The following is a 16,544-nucleotide window of genomic DNA, read 5'->3' as shown; positions in this document are numbered from 1 at the left end:
GTTATAAAGTGGCATGCTTTAAAATTAGTTCATTTTCAGTTTCCCTTCCACTACTCCAACAGTCTAAATTATAGATTGTAGTTTCTGCAATATTAGTTAATGCTTCTTGGGTTAAAAAAGCATGATGACCAGTAATTAAAACATTAGGAAACGCATTTAGCTGAATCAAAAAATCATCATTTGGTATCTCTTGAGAATTATCTTTAAAGAATACACCTTTTTCATTTTCGAAAACATCAATTCCCAAAGCTCCGATTTTTCCATTTCTAAGACCTTCAATTATGTGTTCTGTATTAATAACAGATCCTCTGGCAGTATTAATAATAATTACACCATCTTTCATTTCAGAAATAATATCCTCATTTATGAGTTGATGCGTATCTTTATTTAATGGTACATGAAGTAAAATAATATCTGATTGAGAGCATAGTTCTTGCAGCGAGCTGTAATGTAAATCATATGACTTAACTAAATCCTTATTCTCTTCAATGTCATAACCTAATAATTTACAGCCAAAACCATTCATTATCTTACACATTACTGAACCAATTTTTCCGGTACCAATAATTCCAACAGTCTTTTCATTTAGGTCATAACCAACGAGATTATTCAAATTAAAATTATAATGACTTACTCTTAGATTAGATTCAACTAATTTTCTATTTAATGCTAAAAGTAGAGCCACAGTATGCTCAGCAATGGCATAAGGCGAGTAAGCTGGGACATTAGCTACACTTACATTTAATCTTGATGCAGCTCTTAAATTAACATTATCATAGCCAGCTGATCGCAATGTTATATATTTTACCCCAAAATCTTTAAGCTTTTCAATAGTTATAAAACAAGCCTCGTCTGCAGAAAAAATTGAAATGGCTTCATAACCAATGGCCTTCATAGCGGTTTGAGAAGACAAAGCATCCTTTATAAAAGTGAGTTCGTGCTTTTTGTTATTAGCTTTTTCTAAATAAGGAATTTCAAAATCTTTTGAACTGTATACTAGTACTTTCATGATTAATCTCTGAAAATTTGATAGTATAAATCTATATATAAAGCGATAGCTGTGAAATGATATTGCTCATGTTGAAATATTTGAGCAAGTAAAGACATAGCAACAAAAAACCCATAACATTGTGTTATGGGTTTTTAAGCGGAGAAAGAGGGATTCGAACCCCCGGAGGTGTGACCCTCAACAGTTTTCAAGACTGCCGCATTCGACCACTCTGCCATTTCTCCTTTAGCGGTTGCAAATATAAAATCCTTTTCGGTGTTGCCAAAGGTTTTTTTATTAAAATTCTGTTCGTTTATTCATAATATAGAAATTAGAGTCTATAGATACGCATTTGTATATTATTAGAATAAACGTTAAAGTATTATAATCAAATAATTACACTCAACAATAACTGAAAATTTTCATGTCAATCCTACGAAAAATTATCACCTATTTGTCTTATTTTTGCTAAAATCAATTAATTAGGTAAAACTTGCGGATTCAACATTTTATAATTTAAGGGGATTATGAATAACGATAGCATGTAACCATAAAATACAACAGACTTATAAATGAAAATATTAGTTGCTTCTGCACTCATTCTGGTTGGTTCTTGCGCCACACTTAGACATAGTGAAAAAATTGACAATCTAAAAAATGGTATTACCTATAAAGATGAAAAGGTTGTTAAGAAATATTTGAACACTATTACAACTGAAGAATTAAAAGCACATCTAGAAGAAGTGTCTTCTGATAAATACAACGGAAGGAAGACAGGAGAAGAAGGACATAACCAAGTTTGTGACTACATAAGAACCTATTACAAATCTAAAAATATTAAAGCGCCAGAGTCCCATTCAAATTACTATCAAAAAGTTCCGAAAGAGATTTTACCTGACAGTTTAAATGATTCTCAAAATGTTATTGCCTACATTGAAGGTTCAGAATATCCAAACGAATATATCTATATATCTGCCCACTCAGATCACGAGGGTATCATTAAGGGCGAGATTTATAACGGAGCTGACGACAATGGATCTGGTACCGCAGCTGTATTAGAAATGGCCGAAGCCTTTACCATTGCAGTTAAAGATGGGCACAGACCAAAACGAAGTATAGTTTTTTTACATGTAACTGCAGAAGAAGTCGGATTACATGGTTCTAGATATTATACCGAAAATCCAATCTTTCCATTAGAAAACACAATTGCAACTTTAAATATAGACATGATTGGTCGTGTTGACGAACGACATAAAGACAACGAAAATTATGTTTATGTTATTGGAGCAGATCGTTTGAGTACAGAATTACATTATGTTGTAGAAGAAGCAAACTCAGAATTTGTGAATCTAAATCTAGACTATAAATATAATTCTGAAAACGATCCTAATCGCTATTATAATAGGTCTGATCATTACAATTTTGCATTAAAAGGTATTCCTGTTGTGTTTTTCTTTAATGGAGAACATGAAGATTACACCAAACCAACAGATACGGCTGATAAAATTAACTATCCACTTTTAGAAAAACGTGCAAAATTGATTTTTGCTTCAGCTTGGTATTTAGCAAATTCCCCAGAGCGATTAACTCCTGAAATTATTTAGTGTTAAAAATTGTTAAAAGAAATTTAGACATCTATTAAAGGCTATTCAATTTTCGTAACTTTATCCGTTGGCTTAAAAAGTCAACTTTTAACATATAACTTTTCCTATTAACTCAACTTATATTTAAATGAAAAAATTGTTATTAACTCTTTGTATCTCTAGCTTAATATTAAGCTGTGGTACATCTTCAAAAAGTAATACTCCATCTTTAACAACAAAGGCTCCAGCAGACCCTGTAGAATATGCTTCAAGCATTACATCAGAAGAATTAAAAACAATGCTCTATCAATATGCTTCAGATGAATTTGAAGGTAGAGAAACCGGTAAAAAAGGACAAAAATTAGCAGTTGAATACTTAAAAGAGCATTACAAAGCCATGGAAATTCCGACACCTTTAGGTGGAGATGACTATTTTCAAGAAGTTCCTTTAGAAAAACAAAAAGTTACAGAGGCTAAGCTAAGTGTTAATGGTAAAGAATTTAGTGCCTTCAAAAACCATATTGTAATTACTGCAACAGAAAGTATGAATATGTCAATCGATGAAATTGTATATGTTGGTTATGGGATTGATTCAGATAATTATTCTGACTATAAGGATATAGATGTCAAAGGAAAAATAGTGTTAGCTAAAGCTGGTGAACCGAAAGATGTTGAAGGTAACTATATTACTTCTGGTACTTCAGAAGATACTAAATGGACTAATGGTCGTCAATCACTATCTAGCAAAAGAGATGCTGCAAAGGACAATGGAGCTAAAGGTTTACTTTTTGTAGATAATGATTTGTTTTCAAGATATGCTCCATATTTTCAAAGACAAGCCGAATCTGGTGCATCGGGACGCTTATCTCTAAAAAGTAATGAATCTGGAATGATGATGCTAATGATTAATGAGGAATTAGGTAAAGCTATATACGCTTCAATATCTGAAGATAGCAAACCTCAAACTATTCCAACAAAAATAGACTTAGCGATTGAAAATAAATCTGAATCAATAACTTCTGAAAATGTTGTGGCTTACATTAAAGGTTCAGAAAAACCTAATGAGATTGTAGTTATTTCTGCACACTTGGACCACGAAGGCATTAAAGATGGTAAAGTTTATAATGGTGCAGACGATGACGGTTCTGGTACTATTGCTATTATTGAAATTGCCGAAGCTTTTAAAATGGCTGAAAAAGATGGTAATGGACCAAAACGATCTATACTCTTTTTACATGTTACAGGTGAAGAAAAAGGACTTTTAGGTTCTAGGCATTACACTGATAATGATCCTATATTTCCTTTAGAAGATACAGTTGCTGATTTGAACATAGATATGATTGGCAGAATAGATCCTAAACGTACCGAAGGAGATAGAAACTACGTTTATTTAATTGGTAGTGATAAACTTAGTACAGATTTACATAACATTTCAGAAGAAGTCAATAAAAAATACACGAATGTTGAGTTAGATTATACTTATAATGATGAAAATGATCCTAACCGTTTTTACTATAGATCGGATCATTATAATTTTGCGAAAAATAATGTTCCCGTTATATTCTACTTTAATGGAACGCATGATGACTACCACCAACCAAGCGATACACCAGATAAAATTGAATACGATCTATTAGAAAACAGAACGCGTTTAGTATTTCATACAGCCTGGGAAGTGGCAAATAGAGACGAAAGAGTTGTTGTGGATAAAGCAACGGAATAACAGACAAAATCATAACAGATTCGAAGCCTTTCAAATATCAATTGAAGGGCTTTTTATTTTAAAATAAGTTTAGAAAAGACTTTGCAGAAAATTGGAAATAATTTACATTTGCAGTCCTAATTAAAATGGTGGTTGTAGCTCAGTTGGTTAGAGCGTCGGTTTGTGGTACCGAAAGTCGCCGGTTCGAGCCCGGTCTTCCACCCTAAATTAGTAAGCCTTTCAGCAATGAAAGGCTTTTTTGTTTTTCTATTTTAAATCAAATAAACTATTTACAGCAGGATAACGCTCCACTGTAAAACCTTCTGCATATTCTACGCTAATAAGTCGCCCTAAATTACGAGCCCTGTACTTCACACTATCTGTAAAATTCTTACTAGAAATAGGTGTTTCAGGCTCATCGCTATTAGGATCAAAAAACTGGGTTTTATAAGCTAAGATAGCTTGCATTTTTTTATCCATAAATCCAGATACATCCACAACAACATTTGGCTCTAAATCTTTCCATTGCATATAGTGATAAACTGCTTTTGGTCTCCATGGCTCTTGAATATTAGTCTCATCTTTGTGCACAGTTTCAATTTTTAGCAAGCCACTTAAAAAACAAGAATCACTGACTAATTTACTGCCTTTACCATGATCTATATGTCTATCATCAATAGCATTACATATCACAATTTCCGGTTTGTAGAATCTAATCATTTTAATAATCTCTATTTGATGTGTTTTGTCATTTACAAAAAAACCATCAGCAAATCGCATATTTATTCTGGTATGGACTCCAAGAATTTTAGCCGCATTAAAAGATTCAGAATCTCTAGTTTCTGCTGTACCACGTGTTCCCAATTCTCCACGAGTTAAATCAATAATACCTACTTTTTTTCCGTTAGCAATTTCCTTTGCTAAGGTTGCACCACAGCCTAACTCAACATCATCTGGATGTGCTCCAATAGCTAATATGTCTAATTTCATATATAATTCTCTTTTCTTGAATACCAAAAATATTAAAAAGAAGGTAGATTATCGCTTTCTTTTTATTTCGCAAACGGTTTCGCTTTACAAATCCTCGATTAAAATGCAAAATTATTAACCAAATTTGAAAAATTCATAATTCTTTGAAAGTATGACATTAGTCATAATAATTGCTTCTTAATGCCAGTAATTTTACAGTAAAGTTAAAAGTAGAATCAATGGGCTTAATGCTAACCATTTTAATTATTACAATCGCCTTATTCATTTGGGGAAAATATACACCAGATATAATTGCTCTACTTTCAATGCTAAGCCTATTCCTTTTTGGAATATTAGATTTAAAGGAAACCTTAAGCGGATTTAGCAATCCAACGGTAATTATGATTGCTGCTTTGTTCATTATAGGTGAAGGCTTATCTCAAACGGGTTGGACAGCATTAGCAGGTAAAAAATTTATTAAGATGGCTGGTAAAAGCACAACTAAACTTTTACTAATTACAACATTAGGCTCAGGATTATTGTCTGGTGTTGTTAGTAATACTGGCACAGTTGCTACTTTAATGCCAGTTACAATTTCTTCAGCTTGGAGTATTGGTACTTTGCCTTCTAAATTATTAATGCCTGTAGCATTTGGATCTAACACTGGTGGTTTGTTAACCTTAACAGGCACACCTCCAAACATTATTGTAAACAATACAATGCTAGAAAGCGGATTAGAAGGTTTCTCTTTCTTCGAATTTGCTTTAATTGGGTTGCCTTTACTTATAATAGCTCTACTTTATTTTAGATTTATTGGTTACCGCTTGTTACCAAGTAATAAAACTAATAATAAACCTGTAGATATAAGCACAACACTGCACAAATGGATTGAAGCCTATAAAGTAGATGATGATTATTATAGACTAAGAGTAAGATCTGTATCACCTTTATTAAACACAAAACTCGGAGATTGGAATTTTGAAGAAGAACATAACATATCCATTCTAAGAATAAAACGAAGACACCCAAGCGTGCTAAAGGGAAATGACCCATTTATTGAATTTCCAACGAATGATACAGAATTTTTATATCACGATATTATTACAGTCAAAGGAGATACCGAAGCCATTAATGCATTAATGATAAAGTTTAGATTGGGATTACTTCCGTTAGAGCCTATAAAAGATGAATTAAAAAACAACTTAATCAATCAAGAAGTTGGTATGGCAGAAGTATTGGTAACCCCCAAGTCTGTCCTTGTAGGTCGAAAAATACGATTAGGTAAATTCTTTAAGCGTTTCGGTGTACAATTAATGGCTGCATCACGGAACAACAAGCCATTTACAGAACGTGAAATTATAGTAAAAGCTGGTGATGCCTTTTTGGTAAGGGGTATATGGAGTGATATAGATCAGTTAAAAGAACACCATGAAAATTTAGTTATCTGTGGCAGTCCAGAAGGTATGGCAAAAACCGTAACCGATATTACATATAAATCATATATCGCTTTGTTTGCGCTTATATTAATGATCTTTTTGTTAGTTTTTGAAATTGTACCTGGAGCAGTTGCTGCACTAATGTGTGCTGGAATAGTTTTAATTACAAAATGTGTTCCAATAGCAAAAGCATATAAAGGGATTAGCTGGATAAGCGTTGTAATGATTGCAGCGATGATACCGATGGGAATAGCACTTCAAAAAACTGGCACTGCAGAATTAATTGCCAATGGGCTAGTTAATACTTTAGGAAGTCTACATCCCATTGTTTTGCTAGGAGGTGTATTTCTCCTCACCACGACGTTTAGTCAAGTCATCAATAACTCTGCGACAGCAGTTTTAATGGCACCAATTGTAATTATTGCCGCAAATACATTAAAACTATCTGCAGCGCCATTTATGATTGCAGTGGCTATAAGTGCTTCAACTGCATTTTTAACGCCAGTTGGTACTACAACAAACGCCATGGTAATGACAGCAGGTGGTTACAAGTTTATGGATTATTTAAAAGTCGGAGCACCATTGCTTCTACTCTTCCTAATCACAACATTACTATTAGTGCCATTAATATGGCCATTTTAAATTGAAAGTCGAATCAAAAAATATTAAATCATGGAAAATTTATTAAAACAACCGATTATGAAAACAAGAGACCTTACAAAGTATGGATTAAAAGATACCAATGCACATTGGAACTTATCACCAGAAAAATTACAAGCCATTACCGTAGAAAAGGGAATGGGGAAAGAAACAAATAATGGTACTTTAGCCATTAATACAGGAAAATTTACAGGACGCTCACCTCAAGATAGATTTTTAGTGAAAGATGATTATACTAAAGATAAAGTTTGGTGGGGAAAAACAAACAAGGGTATTTCACCAGAGAATTTTGACTATTTACAATCAGAAATAGAAAACTATTTAAGTGGAAAAGAAATTTTTGTCAGAGATGGCTATGTTTGTGCCGATCCTAAATACAAAATGAATGTTAGAACCATTACTGAATACCCATGGTCTAATATGTTTATCTACAATATGTTCTTAAGACCAGATGAATCTGAACTTGAAAACTTTGAGGAAGAATGGCTAGTATTATGTGCACCAGGTTACGAATGTGCTGAACCAAAAAAATATGGTATTAGACAAGGTAATTTTTCAATATTAAATTTTACTAAAAAAATAGCACTTGTTGGTGGATCTGCATATACTGGTGAAATGAAAAAAGGTATTTTCTCTGCCCTAAATATGATATTACCTGTAGATAAAAATGTACTACCTATGCACTGTTCTGCTAATGTTGGTGAGGATGGTGATACTGCAATTTTCTTTGGATTATCAGGTACTGGTAAAACAACATTATCTGCGGATCCAAACCGTAAACTAATTGGTGACGACGAACATGGTTGGACCGCTGAAAACAGAATATTCAATTTTGAAGGTGGTTGCTACGCAAAAGTTATTGACTTAACTGAAGAAAAAGAACCAGACATTTACAGAGCTATTAAACCAGGCGCAATCTTAGAGAACGTAGTTTTTAAAGATAATGGTGAAGTTGATTATATGGATAGTAGCATTACACAAAATACGCGAGTAAGCTACCCTATTTATCATATAGATAATATTCAACAACCTTCTTATGCGGATAATCCTAAGAATATTTTCTTCTTAACCTGTGATGCATTTGGTGTATTACCTCCAGTATCTAAGTTGACACCAGGACAAGCTGCATACCACTTTATCTCTGGTTATACTGCAAAGGTAGCAGGTACAGAAGCTGGTATTACAGAACCTGTCCCTTCATTCTCAGCTTGTTTCGGAGAACCATTTATGCCATTACATCCAACAAAATATGCCGAAATGCTAAGTAAAAAAATGCAAGAAGCTGGTGTTAATGTTTGGCTACTAAACACAGGTTGGAGCGGCGGGCCTTACGGTGTTGGTTCTCGTATTAAATTAAAATATACAAGAGCAATGATTACAGCTATCCTTAATGGAGATTTAGATAAAGTTGACTATGAGCAACATCCAATCTTCGGATTACATATGCCAAAGTATATTCCTAACGTTCCAACAGAAATATTAGACCCAATGAATACTTGGTTACAAAAAGGAGGTTATATCAGTAAAGCTATTCAATTAGCACACTCATTCCATCTAAACTTTGAAAAATTTGCAAGTGAGGCATCTGATCAGATTATAGAAGGTGGTCCATTAATTGATGAACACCATCATTTAGGTGATCATGTTTAATAATTCCATGACTGAAAAGAGCCCAGAAATGGGCTCTTTTTTAATTATTTCAATCTTAAAATGAAAAAAATCATCTTCTTATCTATATTACTCACATTACAAACATTATTGTTTTCACAAAATCCTTCAGAAGACTTTTTAGGTTCATGGTATACTTATGGAAGCAGTCATCGTATTAGTGAAAATTTTAGTATAACGCCTTATGGAGAACTAAGGTTTTATGAACCATCATCTAACTATAATTTAGTGATTGGCTCTATAGCAGGAAATTATCATTTCAGCTCAAAATCTTCTATTGGTATAGGCTACGCTTATTTGGATATTGATACTGTTTTTGAATTTGACAAAGTACCAAATCTTCATGAAAATAGATTATTTGAACAATATGTTTATAAACATAATTGGGGAAAAATTAAAGTGTCACATAGAGGAAGATTAGAACAACGTTTCTTAGATTTTAAAACTCGTAATGAAACACAGCACCGATTTAGATACAAATTAAGCCTAAAATATAATCTTAATAGAACGTTTTACTTTGTAATGTCAGATGAACCCTTTGTAAACTTTCAAGACCAAGCATTTCATGAAAACCGATTTTATACAGGAATTGGAATTAATATTTTAGAAAATTCACAGATACAAGTCGGTTATTTGAAACAGCATATTACAAAAAACAACCTCAACAGAATTCAAATTGGCATAAGCTTTCAAACCGATTCTAGAAAACCCAAAACTACTTTAACGCAGTTATAGCCTGACTGATGTCGTGTTTTAAATCTTTAATATTTTCAATACCAACAGAAAAACGAATCAATTGATCACTAATACCAATTTTATCTCGTTCTTCTTGAGTGAGCAATGCGTGAGAAGTTAAATGAGGTGAAAGTAATGTACTCTCAATGCCTGCCAAACTCATGGAAGATTTTATCAGTTTTAATTCTTTTTGAAATTGTTCCGCGTCCAAATCACCTATCAACTCAAAAGATAGCATTGCACCAAAACCTTTCATTTGAGACTTCGCTAATTTATACTCTGGATGCGATTTTAGTCCAGGATAATAGACTCTTGATATTTTAGGATGTTTATCTAGCCACCTTGCCATCTTCATAGCGTTTTTAGTTTGTGCTTTAACACGAAGCCCTAAAGTCTTCATACTACGTTCTAGCATCCAAACCGTCATATCACTTAGACTTCCTCCAAGATTTTTACCTACATTCCAAATCCGTTCTATATGCTCATTTGAGCTTGCCACTGCACCAGCACAAATATCACTGTGTCCACCAAAATATTTCGTAGCAGAGTGCATAACCATATCGATTCCTAGGTCTATTGGATTCTGATTTACAGGAGAAGCAAATGTATTATCAATTGAAGTGAGAATGTTTTTAGATTTACCCAGTTCAGCAACTGCCATAATATCGGTTATCGTTAACAACGGATTAGAAGGAGTTTCTATATGAATCAGTTTTGTATTCGATTGAATGGCAGCGTCAAAATCTTCAACTTTATAACCATTAGTAAATGTAAATTCTATACCATACTTCGGAAATTCTTCTTTTATAAAATTAACAGTTCCACCATACAAAGTGTTTTGTACCACTAAATGATCCCCTTGCCTTAAAAAAGCTAAAAACATGGTGCTAATGGCTGCCATGCCAGAGCCAAATATCATCGCTGCTTCTGTATGCTCCAAGGCCGCAATTTTTTTAGCTAAATATTCCTGATTTGGTGTATTAAAATAGCGTGGATAACGTTTTACATCTACATCAAAAAATTCATATGATGAACTTAGATATATTGGTGATACTGCACCTTTAAATTGCTCATCTTTTATTTCTCCAATATGTGTACAAATGGTATTTAATCCTAATTTATGACCTGACATTTTCTGTAATTTTAAATGATAAAATTACTAAAAATGCCACTAGGATTCTTAAACTCGTTTAAACTTTTTTAATTAGTTATACAAACTTTAGTAGAATGCAAAAAAGTAGAAGTTTCTATCGTAAGAAAATAAATTCCGTTTAGAATTTCTGAAGTATTTACAATGTAGTCCTTTTCAGAACAATTGTCTTCCCATATCTTTTTTCCTTCAAGACTATAAATATTTAATATTGAATTTTCATCAGATGACAAACCATTAATATGTAATTCATCATTGTCTTTAGAGTACCATATATTTACATCTTTCTGATACTCTTTATCTATTTCTACATTATAATCGCTGTTAACCTCTAAATGAATATCGTTAGAAAATGCTACAAAAAATCTATCCAAATAATTTCCAGCAGATATATTTTGAGTCATATCAGTTTCATTTAATAATGTATAACTATCGTATTCTAAGTCGTACAAATAGACATTGACTTCAGTTTCAAAATTTTCTAATTCCCTTAGGGAAATTGAAATATCACCAGAATTAGTCAAAAACATTCCTAATGGATAATACTTAGCTACACTAAACTCACCAACACCTTGAATGACGTAACGATCACCTTCTATAATCCAATTTAAATCATCTGGTAAATCATCTGGGTTTAGAGCATCATAACCATAATCAAATCCATCAGTAGCAGAATTATCAGGAACAAAACCAAGTAACAAATGTCTTGTAAAACCTTCTGGGTTTTCAAAATCAATCCTTACACGTTGAATCTCTGATTGAGCTTCAACACTATTTGAAAATGTTACAAACAGTATAGCGCATAGTAGTGTAGATATAGTTCTCATTAGATTTGGGTTGTTTATGATACTTCTATATTTTTTCGAATATATTGTATCTAAACAAAAAAATCCATAAAAAGCATATTTTTACGACAAAATACGTGTTTTGTTAACATATATGTCGTAAAAAGCTACATATTAGCGCTTAATTACTACTTTTTTATTATAAAAATAATCTGAAATATGGCATTTAACGATATAAACCCCTTCTGAGATATTTGGTGTTTTAATTCTAATATTTAATTCTGAACCGTTATAAATAAAATCTGAATCCTTAAATGATATTACTTTCTGTCCGTTAATATTAAATAACTCAACTTTTTCAAGATTCGAAATATTTCGAGAAGAAATAAATAGTTCATTATCCTCTAATAAATATAAGATAGAGAACTCAGTATTCAATTCATCATCCAAAGATAAAGCCGAATTATTGAATACAATATAGAAACGATCTAGATATTCACCATCTTCAAGCATTAATTGAAAATCATTTTCATTTAATAATGTATAGATATTTAAAAAGGAATCATATATATATACAGATGGACTTGCCTCAAAATTCTCAATATCGGTTAACGATAAGTTTACTTCACCTGTCATATTAGAAAATAGAGATAATGGATATTGTTTTGTATCATCAAAAGCACCTACTCCCTGAGTAGAGCAGTTTTTACCTTCAATCACAAAACTTAAATCATTAGGTAGTAAATCTGTAATTTCGGCATCATAGCCATAGTCAAATCCATCAGTAGCAAATTCATTATCAATAAATCCTAATAAAAGATATCTGTGATAACCATCAGCACCTTCATAATCAAAACGCAAACGTTTTATTTGGGTATCTTGTTCATTAGGCTGCGTCGTTTGTGAATTTGGACTTCTAAAAAATTGTGAATCACCAGAGGTCTCTTTAACAAAAACACGTTGATCATTATTAAATGTTATAAGACCTCCAGTACTACTTGCCGTAACAAAATAACCTTGTGAAACTGGTATAAACTGTTCTGGCAACAATACAGATGTACCTAAGCCACTAATTAATGGTGGTGATACTGCTGGGTTTCCTCCTGTTAAAGTATACGTTGCATAACCGCCTTCATAGTCTTCTAAAATATGAGTGATATTAGAAGTATAATGTTCCCAAAAATATAAAGTACCATCAATACTGCCCGAGCTTCCAGGATTACCGCCAACAGGTATATTGTCTCTTATAAATTCATTTGCGTCAATTGCTGAAGGATAAGGGTTACCTACTAAAACTTGATTACCAATGCTCACAGTATTTGAAATAGTTCCATTATTTGGCTTGCCAACAAACACATAATTTTGATAAGGTGTAGCTGCTCCACTACCCTTCATTGTAAATCCTAAACCAGCGTTTAAATTTCCTGTTTGTCCTATTGGATTCCAGTCTGAGTAGGAATCTAAAGGGAAATTTTCATATGAGAATAACCAGTAACTTGGAATACTTAATGGAACAGGCGATGCATCATAACCACCTATCCAATTTATATTAGGTAAAGTCACAGCGTTTGTATTCGTACCATCTCTTAATATACTATTAATTGTGTATGGACTGTTATTATTACTGCCTTGCGTAGTCGCTGGAGAACTCCAATAATTATAATTATAGATATTGGTTGTTCCTTGTTGGTCTCTTTCTATTTTACCAGCACTACCATTATCTAGAATACTATTTTCATCCTGTAGTAATTGAGATTCCCCAACTAAATCAATGTCTCCATCTAAATCTAAATAATGAGTTACCCTTAACATTTGTCCATCATTAGATTCATCATTTGTAGTAAACGGATCCATAATGGTTAATTCTTTATTTGCAACATCAGAAATAAGACCTAAAACAGTAATGTCTTTGTCACCAGATTCAATATTGTGAGAAGCTTGTACGATATTCCATTCTATAGGTGTAACACCGTCAACTCCATTACTATTAGGTGCATCCCAAACACTAAAATTAGTCCATGTGTTATCTGTAGCCCATTCTTGGCCATCCACTCGAGATGTATATGGTATTGGTGCCGTTTCCTGCTGTACAGAATTCATATTTCTCATTAAACCTTCTATTCCTTTATTAGCTAATAATTTACCACAGTTAACATCCATGCGATAATAGCCATCTAAATCTGCCCAATTTAAACCAGGAACATCAAGAGGAACTACTGCGCCTCTTATAGCAGTATTATTCTCAATTTCTTGATTCATCATCATACGAATTTGAGCATCTGTTAAAGCTACATCCCAAATTCTAAGTTCATCTATCCAACCGTTAAAGTAGCTTACAGGTTTATTTGGAGGATTATTACTTTGATCCATTGCACCAACAATACAACTCATTGAATTACCAACTGGATATATAGCATTAACCGGAGTACTCACCTCTATCCCATCAATATATAACCTATAATTATTACCAGCATTATCATAAGTTACTGCTATGTGATACCATCTGTCAGTTGAAATTGGATAAGAAGATGTTATGCTTCCTGTGGAATTAAAGTTGAATTGAACAGTAGAACCTACTAAACTTAAATCGTATCCATTATTTCTATTATTAGCATCTCGTTTTGAAATTAGTGTCTGAGTTCCAGTAACAGATTCTGGTTTTACCCATAATTCTAAACTAAATCCACTAGAAAAATCATAATTATCTTTAAATGTTATATAATCATTATTACCGTCAAAATCAATCGTTGGACAACTTTCAATAGTAACTAAGATGGTATCTGAACAGTTAATGGAAGGTATGGTCCAAGTCAATTCATAAGTTCCAGGATCTGCAGTAAACTTTGAAGTTGGACTACCCAAATCAGAAAACGTATAATTACCTCCACAAGCTGAAATTTGATTAGCAGACCAAACACCAGCTTCACTTGTACCTGGATATGTTCCTGTTGTAAAAATGGACGCATTATTGACACCATTTAATATATTTTGAGCAGCAGTTAAATTGTTATCATAAGCATTGAGAGAAATATCCTCTCCACATTCACCAATAATTTGGGAAATATCCTCTCCTGCATAAGCTAGACTAGAATTTATAGTAACAAATTCTGTCCCTTCATCTCCATCAGCTCTACAGCCGTTTATTAAGGACGTAGCACCATAAATTTGTACACCAGGAGTAACAGGTGTTATTGTTGTTGTTGAACCAGTAGTAACAACTATGCCGTTATCATCTGTCCATTCGATTACTTCATCTACAGGTGCTTGAGGAAGTGTTATTCCATCAATTGCCCATGAACTTCCTACTGTAGATGTAAATGTAAATCTAATTCTTAAATTGGTTAAGCCTATATAATCTGTCAAATCAAGAGAAACTCCATTACTAGGATCCGCCAGATTAATGGTTGGCACATTGTTGCCTCCATTTCCTAAATTTACAAACCCACCAGAATCTCCAGGTCCACTAAAACTCATTAAAGTGACTGGATATGTTGTTCCACCATCAACCGATAACTCTACCATACCAACAGCACCTGCCTGTAAATAATAGGCAGATTGAAAGTCTAAACTAGCAGTGGATAATCCTAAAGTATTAAAAACGGCCGTTTCTAAGGTGGTTATGGCTGGAGTTCCAAAATTACCATAAGTTATTGCAAACTTACCAAATCCTTGGTTTTTGTAACGAACACCTTCAGTGATATTGCTCGAATTATTTGCATTACCATTACTTATACCTCTCCATGCAGTTGGAACCGAATTGCTTCCTGAAGCACTCCAACCACTCACTCCATCAAGACCATCTACTAGCCAACCAGGCAGGTTAGCTTGATCAAATTGCCCTCCGTTATTAAATTCTGGATTAACAGCAAAAGAACTTTCAACTTGTACTGTAACAGCATCTCCTAAACAAGAGGTAAATGTATCTGGTCCAATAATTGTAGGAGGTAAATCTGGTGGAATAACTGCCACAACTACTATTGATGAGTTTGCCTGACAAGAACCAATCTGAACTACAGCTCTAATCAAAGTTGTTTCAAGAATATTAGTATAGGTATATGTTGTTGTTGTATTTGCAATAGTTGTCCAAGTCACACCTCCGTCATTTGAAGATTCCCAATAGGCAACATTTCCTGTATGCCCAGACAAAGTAAAAGTTGCATTTTGAGGTTCATCTGGGCAAGCAGTGACTTCAACCAAATCATCAGCATCAGCAGGCGTTTGATTATTATTTAAATACCCAACCAATGTTCCACCTGTAATTGTAGGACTTGTAACTGTAACTGTCGCTGTACATGTATCTGTATTTCCATTACCATCATCAACAGTAAGAACTATGACATTAGTACCTATATTAGAACAATCAAACATGCTTTGTGATAAGTTAAAATTAACTGTACCACAATTATCAGTTGATCCATTATCTATTTGAGCTCCAGTTATAGTCGCTGTTCCAGTTATATTATCTAGCGGTATTGTAATATCTTGACAAACTGCTACTGGATCTATTGTATCATCAATAACTACATTTTGAACAACGTTTATGGAATTCCCATTTCCATCATCAAAATTCCATGTTATTGCAAAAGAACCTTGACTATTATAAGTTAAAGGATCTGATGTAGTTCCTGTAATTAATCCTGTACAACTATCGGTTGTTGTTGGAACAGGAACTGTTGCGCTACATTGACCTGTAATTACAGGTAAATTAGGTATAGTTGGACCAGTCGTATCTTGAACCGTTACAGTTCGTATCACTTGAGTCGCTGGATTGCCTGCTGTATCAGTTACATCATAGGTCACATTATAACTGCCTGGTGTGCTCATATCTACAGCACTCGCATCTATGGTAACACTTAATCCGGTTTCAC

General features: G+C 33.3%; 10 protein-coding genes and 2 tRNA genes. 6 read left to right on the top strand and 6 right to left on the bottom strand.

Going from position 1 to position 16,544, the window contains the following annotated elements:
• Position 1: 1 nt before the first annotated feature.
• On the bottom strand, positions 2-1,009 hold the full coding sequence (locus Q0822_RS12685; RefSeq protein ID WP_299124224.1) for a 2-hydroxyacid dehydrogenase: 1,008 nt from the start codon (positions 1,007-1,009) through the stop codon (positions 2-4).
• 139 nt (positions 1,010-1,148) lie between these two features.
• Positions 1,149-1,233: transfer RNA gene (locus Q0822_RS12680), tRNA-Ser, on the bottom strand.
• 327 nt (positions 1,234-1,560) lie between these two features.
• Here Q0822_RS12680 and Q0822_RS12675 point away from each other — a divergent pair.
• From Q0822_RS12675 to Q0822_RS12665, 3 genes are all read left to right on the top strand, one after another.
• Positions 1,561-2,592 (top strand): M28 family metallopeptidase, encoded by a 1,032-nt coding sequence (locus Q0822_RS12675; RefSeq protein WP_299124222.1) that lies wholly within the window; start codon positions 1,561-1,563, stop codon positions 2,590-2,592.
• Positions 2,593-2,719: 127 nt separating this feature from the next.
• Entirely contained in the window at positions 2,720-4,294 is a 1,575-nt protein-coding gene (locus tag Q0822_RS12670; RefSeq protein ID WP_299124220.1) for a M28 family metallopeptidase, read from the top strand.
• Positions 4,295-4,421: 127 nt separating this feature from the next.
• Positions 4,422-4,497, top strand: a tRNA-His gene (locus Q0822_RS12665).
• A 43-nt stretch (positions 4,498-4,540) separates the two neighbouring features.
• On the opposite strand, the gene bshB1 is transcribed toward Q0822_RS12665, so the two are convergent.
• Positions 4,541-5,263, bottom strand: coding sequence for a bacillithiol biosynthesis deacetylase BshB1 (bshB1, locus tag Q0822_RS12660; protein ID WP_299124218.1), 723 nt, complete (start codon positions 5,261-5,263; stop codon positions 4,541-4,543).
• Between the two features lie 218 nt (positions 5,264-5,481).
• Between bshB1 and Q0822_RS12655 the strand changes: the two genes are divergently transcribed.
• From Q0822_RS12655 to Q0822_RS12645, 3 genes are read left to right on the top strand one after another with little or no spacing between them, the layout of a single operon-like run.
• Positions 5,482-7,320, top strand: coding sequence for an SLC13 family permease (locus tag Q0822_RS12655; RefSeq protein WP_299124215.1), 1,839 nt, complete (start codon positions 5,482-5,484; stop codon positions 7,318-7,320).
• Positions 7,321-7,377: 57 nt separating this feature from the next.
• The gene (gene pckA / locus Q0822_RS12650; RefSeq protein ID WP_299124212.1) at positions 7,378-8,988 is read left to right on the top strand and encodes a phosphoenolpyruvate carboxykinase (ATP); all 1,611 of its coding nucleotides are present in this window, start codon (positions 7,378-7,380) and stop codon (positions 8,986-8,988) included.
• Between the two features lie 60 nt (positions 8,989-9,048).
• The gene (locus Q0822_RS12645; protein ID WP_299124210.1) at positions 9,049-9,741 is read left to right on the top strand and encodes a DUF2490 domain-containing protein; all 693 of its coding nucleotides are present in this window, start codon (positions 9,049-9,051) and stop codon (positions 9,739-9,741) included.
• Here Q0822_RS12645 and Q0822_RS12640 read toward each other — a convergent pair.
• The 3 genes from Q0822_RS12640 to Q0822_RS12630 all read right to left on the bottom strand — a co-directional run.
• Positions 9,722-10,873 carry an aminotransferase class I/II-fold pyridoxal phosphate-dependent enzyme gene (locus tag Q0822_RS12640; RefSeq protein ID WP_299124206.1) on the bottom strand — a complete coding sequence of 384 codons (1,152 nt, stop codon included), beginning with the start codon at positions 10,871-10,873 and terminating at the stop codon, positions 9,722-9,724. The two genes, Q0822_RS12645 and Q0822_RS12640, sit on opposite strands and share 20 nt — an antisense overlap.
• A gap of 68 nt (positions 10,874-10,941) precedes the next feature.
• On the bottom strand, positions 10,942-11,718 hold the full coding sequence (locus tag Q0822_RS12635) for a T9SS type A sorting domain-containing protein (RefSeq protein WP_299124203.1): 777 nt from the start codon (positions 11,716-11,718) through the stop codon (positions 10,942-10,944).
• 132 nt (positions 11,719-11,850) lie between these two features.
• Positions 11,851-16,544 (bottom strand): LamG-like jellyroll fold domain-containing protein (locus Q0822_RS12630; RefSeq protein ID WP_299124200.1); only part of this gene is annotated, 4,694 nt, incomplete at its 5' end.

Origin of the sequence: uncultured Winogradskyella sp., from assembly GCF_947496485.1 — a bacterium.
Lineage (GTDB): Bacteria > Bacteroidota > Bacteroidia > Flavobacteriales > Flavobacteriaceae > Winogradskyella.
This window is presented reverse-complemented; position numbering and strand designations above follow the sequence as displayed.

Coding starts and splice junctions, on each gene's coding strand:
- Q0822_RS12685 (WP_299124224.1), bottom strand. CDS start 1,009: ATGAAAGTACTAGTATACAGTTCAAAAGATTTTGAAATTCCTTATTTA.
- Q0822_RS12675 (WP_299124222.1), top strand. CDS start 1,561: ATGAAAATATTAGTTGCTTCTGCACTCATTCTGGTTGGTTCTTGCGCC.
- Q0822_RS12670 (WP_299124220.1), top strand. CDS start 2,720: ATGAAAAAATTGTTATTAACTCTTTGTATCTCTAGCTTAATATTAAGC.
- bshB1 (WP_299124218.1), bottom strand. CDS start 5,263: ATGAAATTAGACATATTAGCTATTGGAGCACATCCAGATGATGTTGAG.
- Q0822_RS12655 (WP_299124215.1), top strand. CDS start 5,482: ATGGGCTTAATGCTAACCATTTTAATTATTACAATCGCCTTATTCATT.
- pckA (WP_299124212.1), top strand. CDS start 7,378: ATGAAAACAAGAGACCTTACAAAGTATGGATTAAAAGATACCAATGCA.
- Q0822_RS12645 (WP_299124210.1), top strand. CDS start 9,049: ATGAAAAAAATCATCTTCTTATCTATATTACTCACATTACAAACATTA.
- Q0822_RS12640 (WP_299124206.1), bottom strand. CDS start 10,873: ATGTCAGGTCATAAATTAGGATTAAATACCATTTGTACACATATTGGA.
- Q0822_RS12635 (WP_299124203.1), bottom strand. CDS start 11,718: ATGAGAACTATATCTACACTACTATGCGCTATACTGTTTGTAACATTT.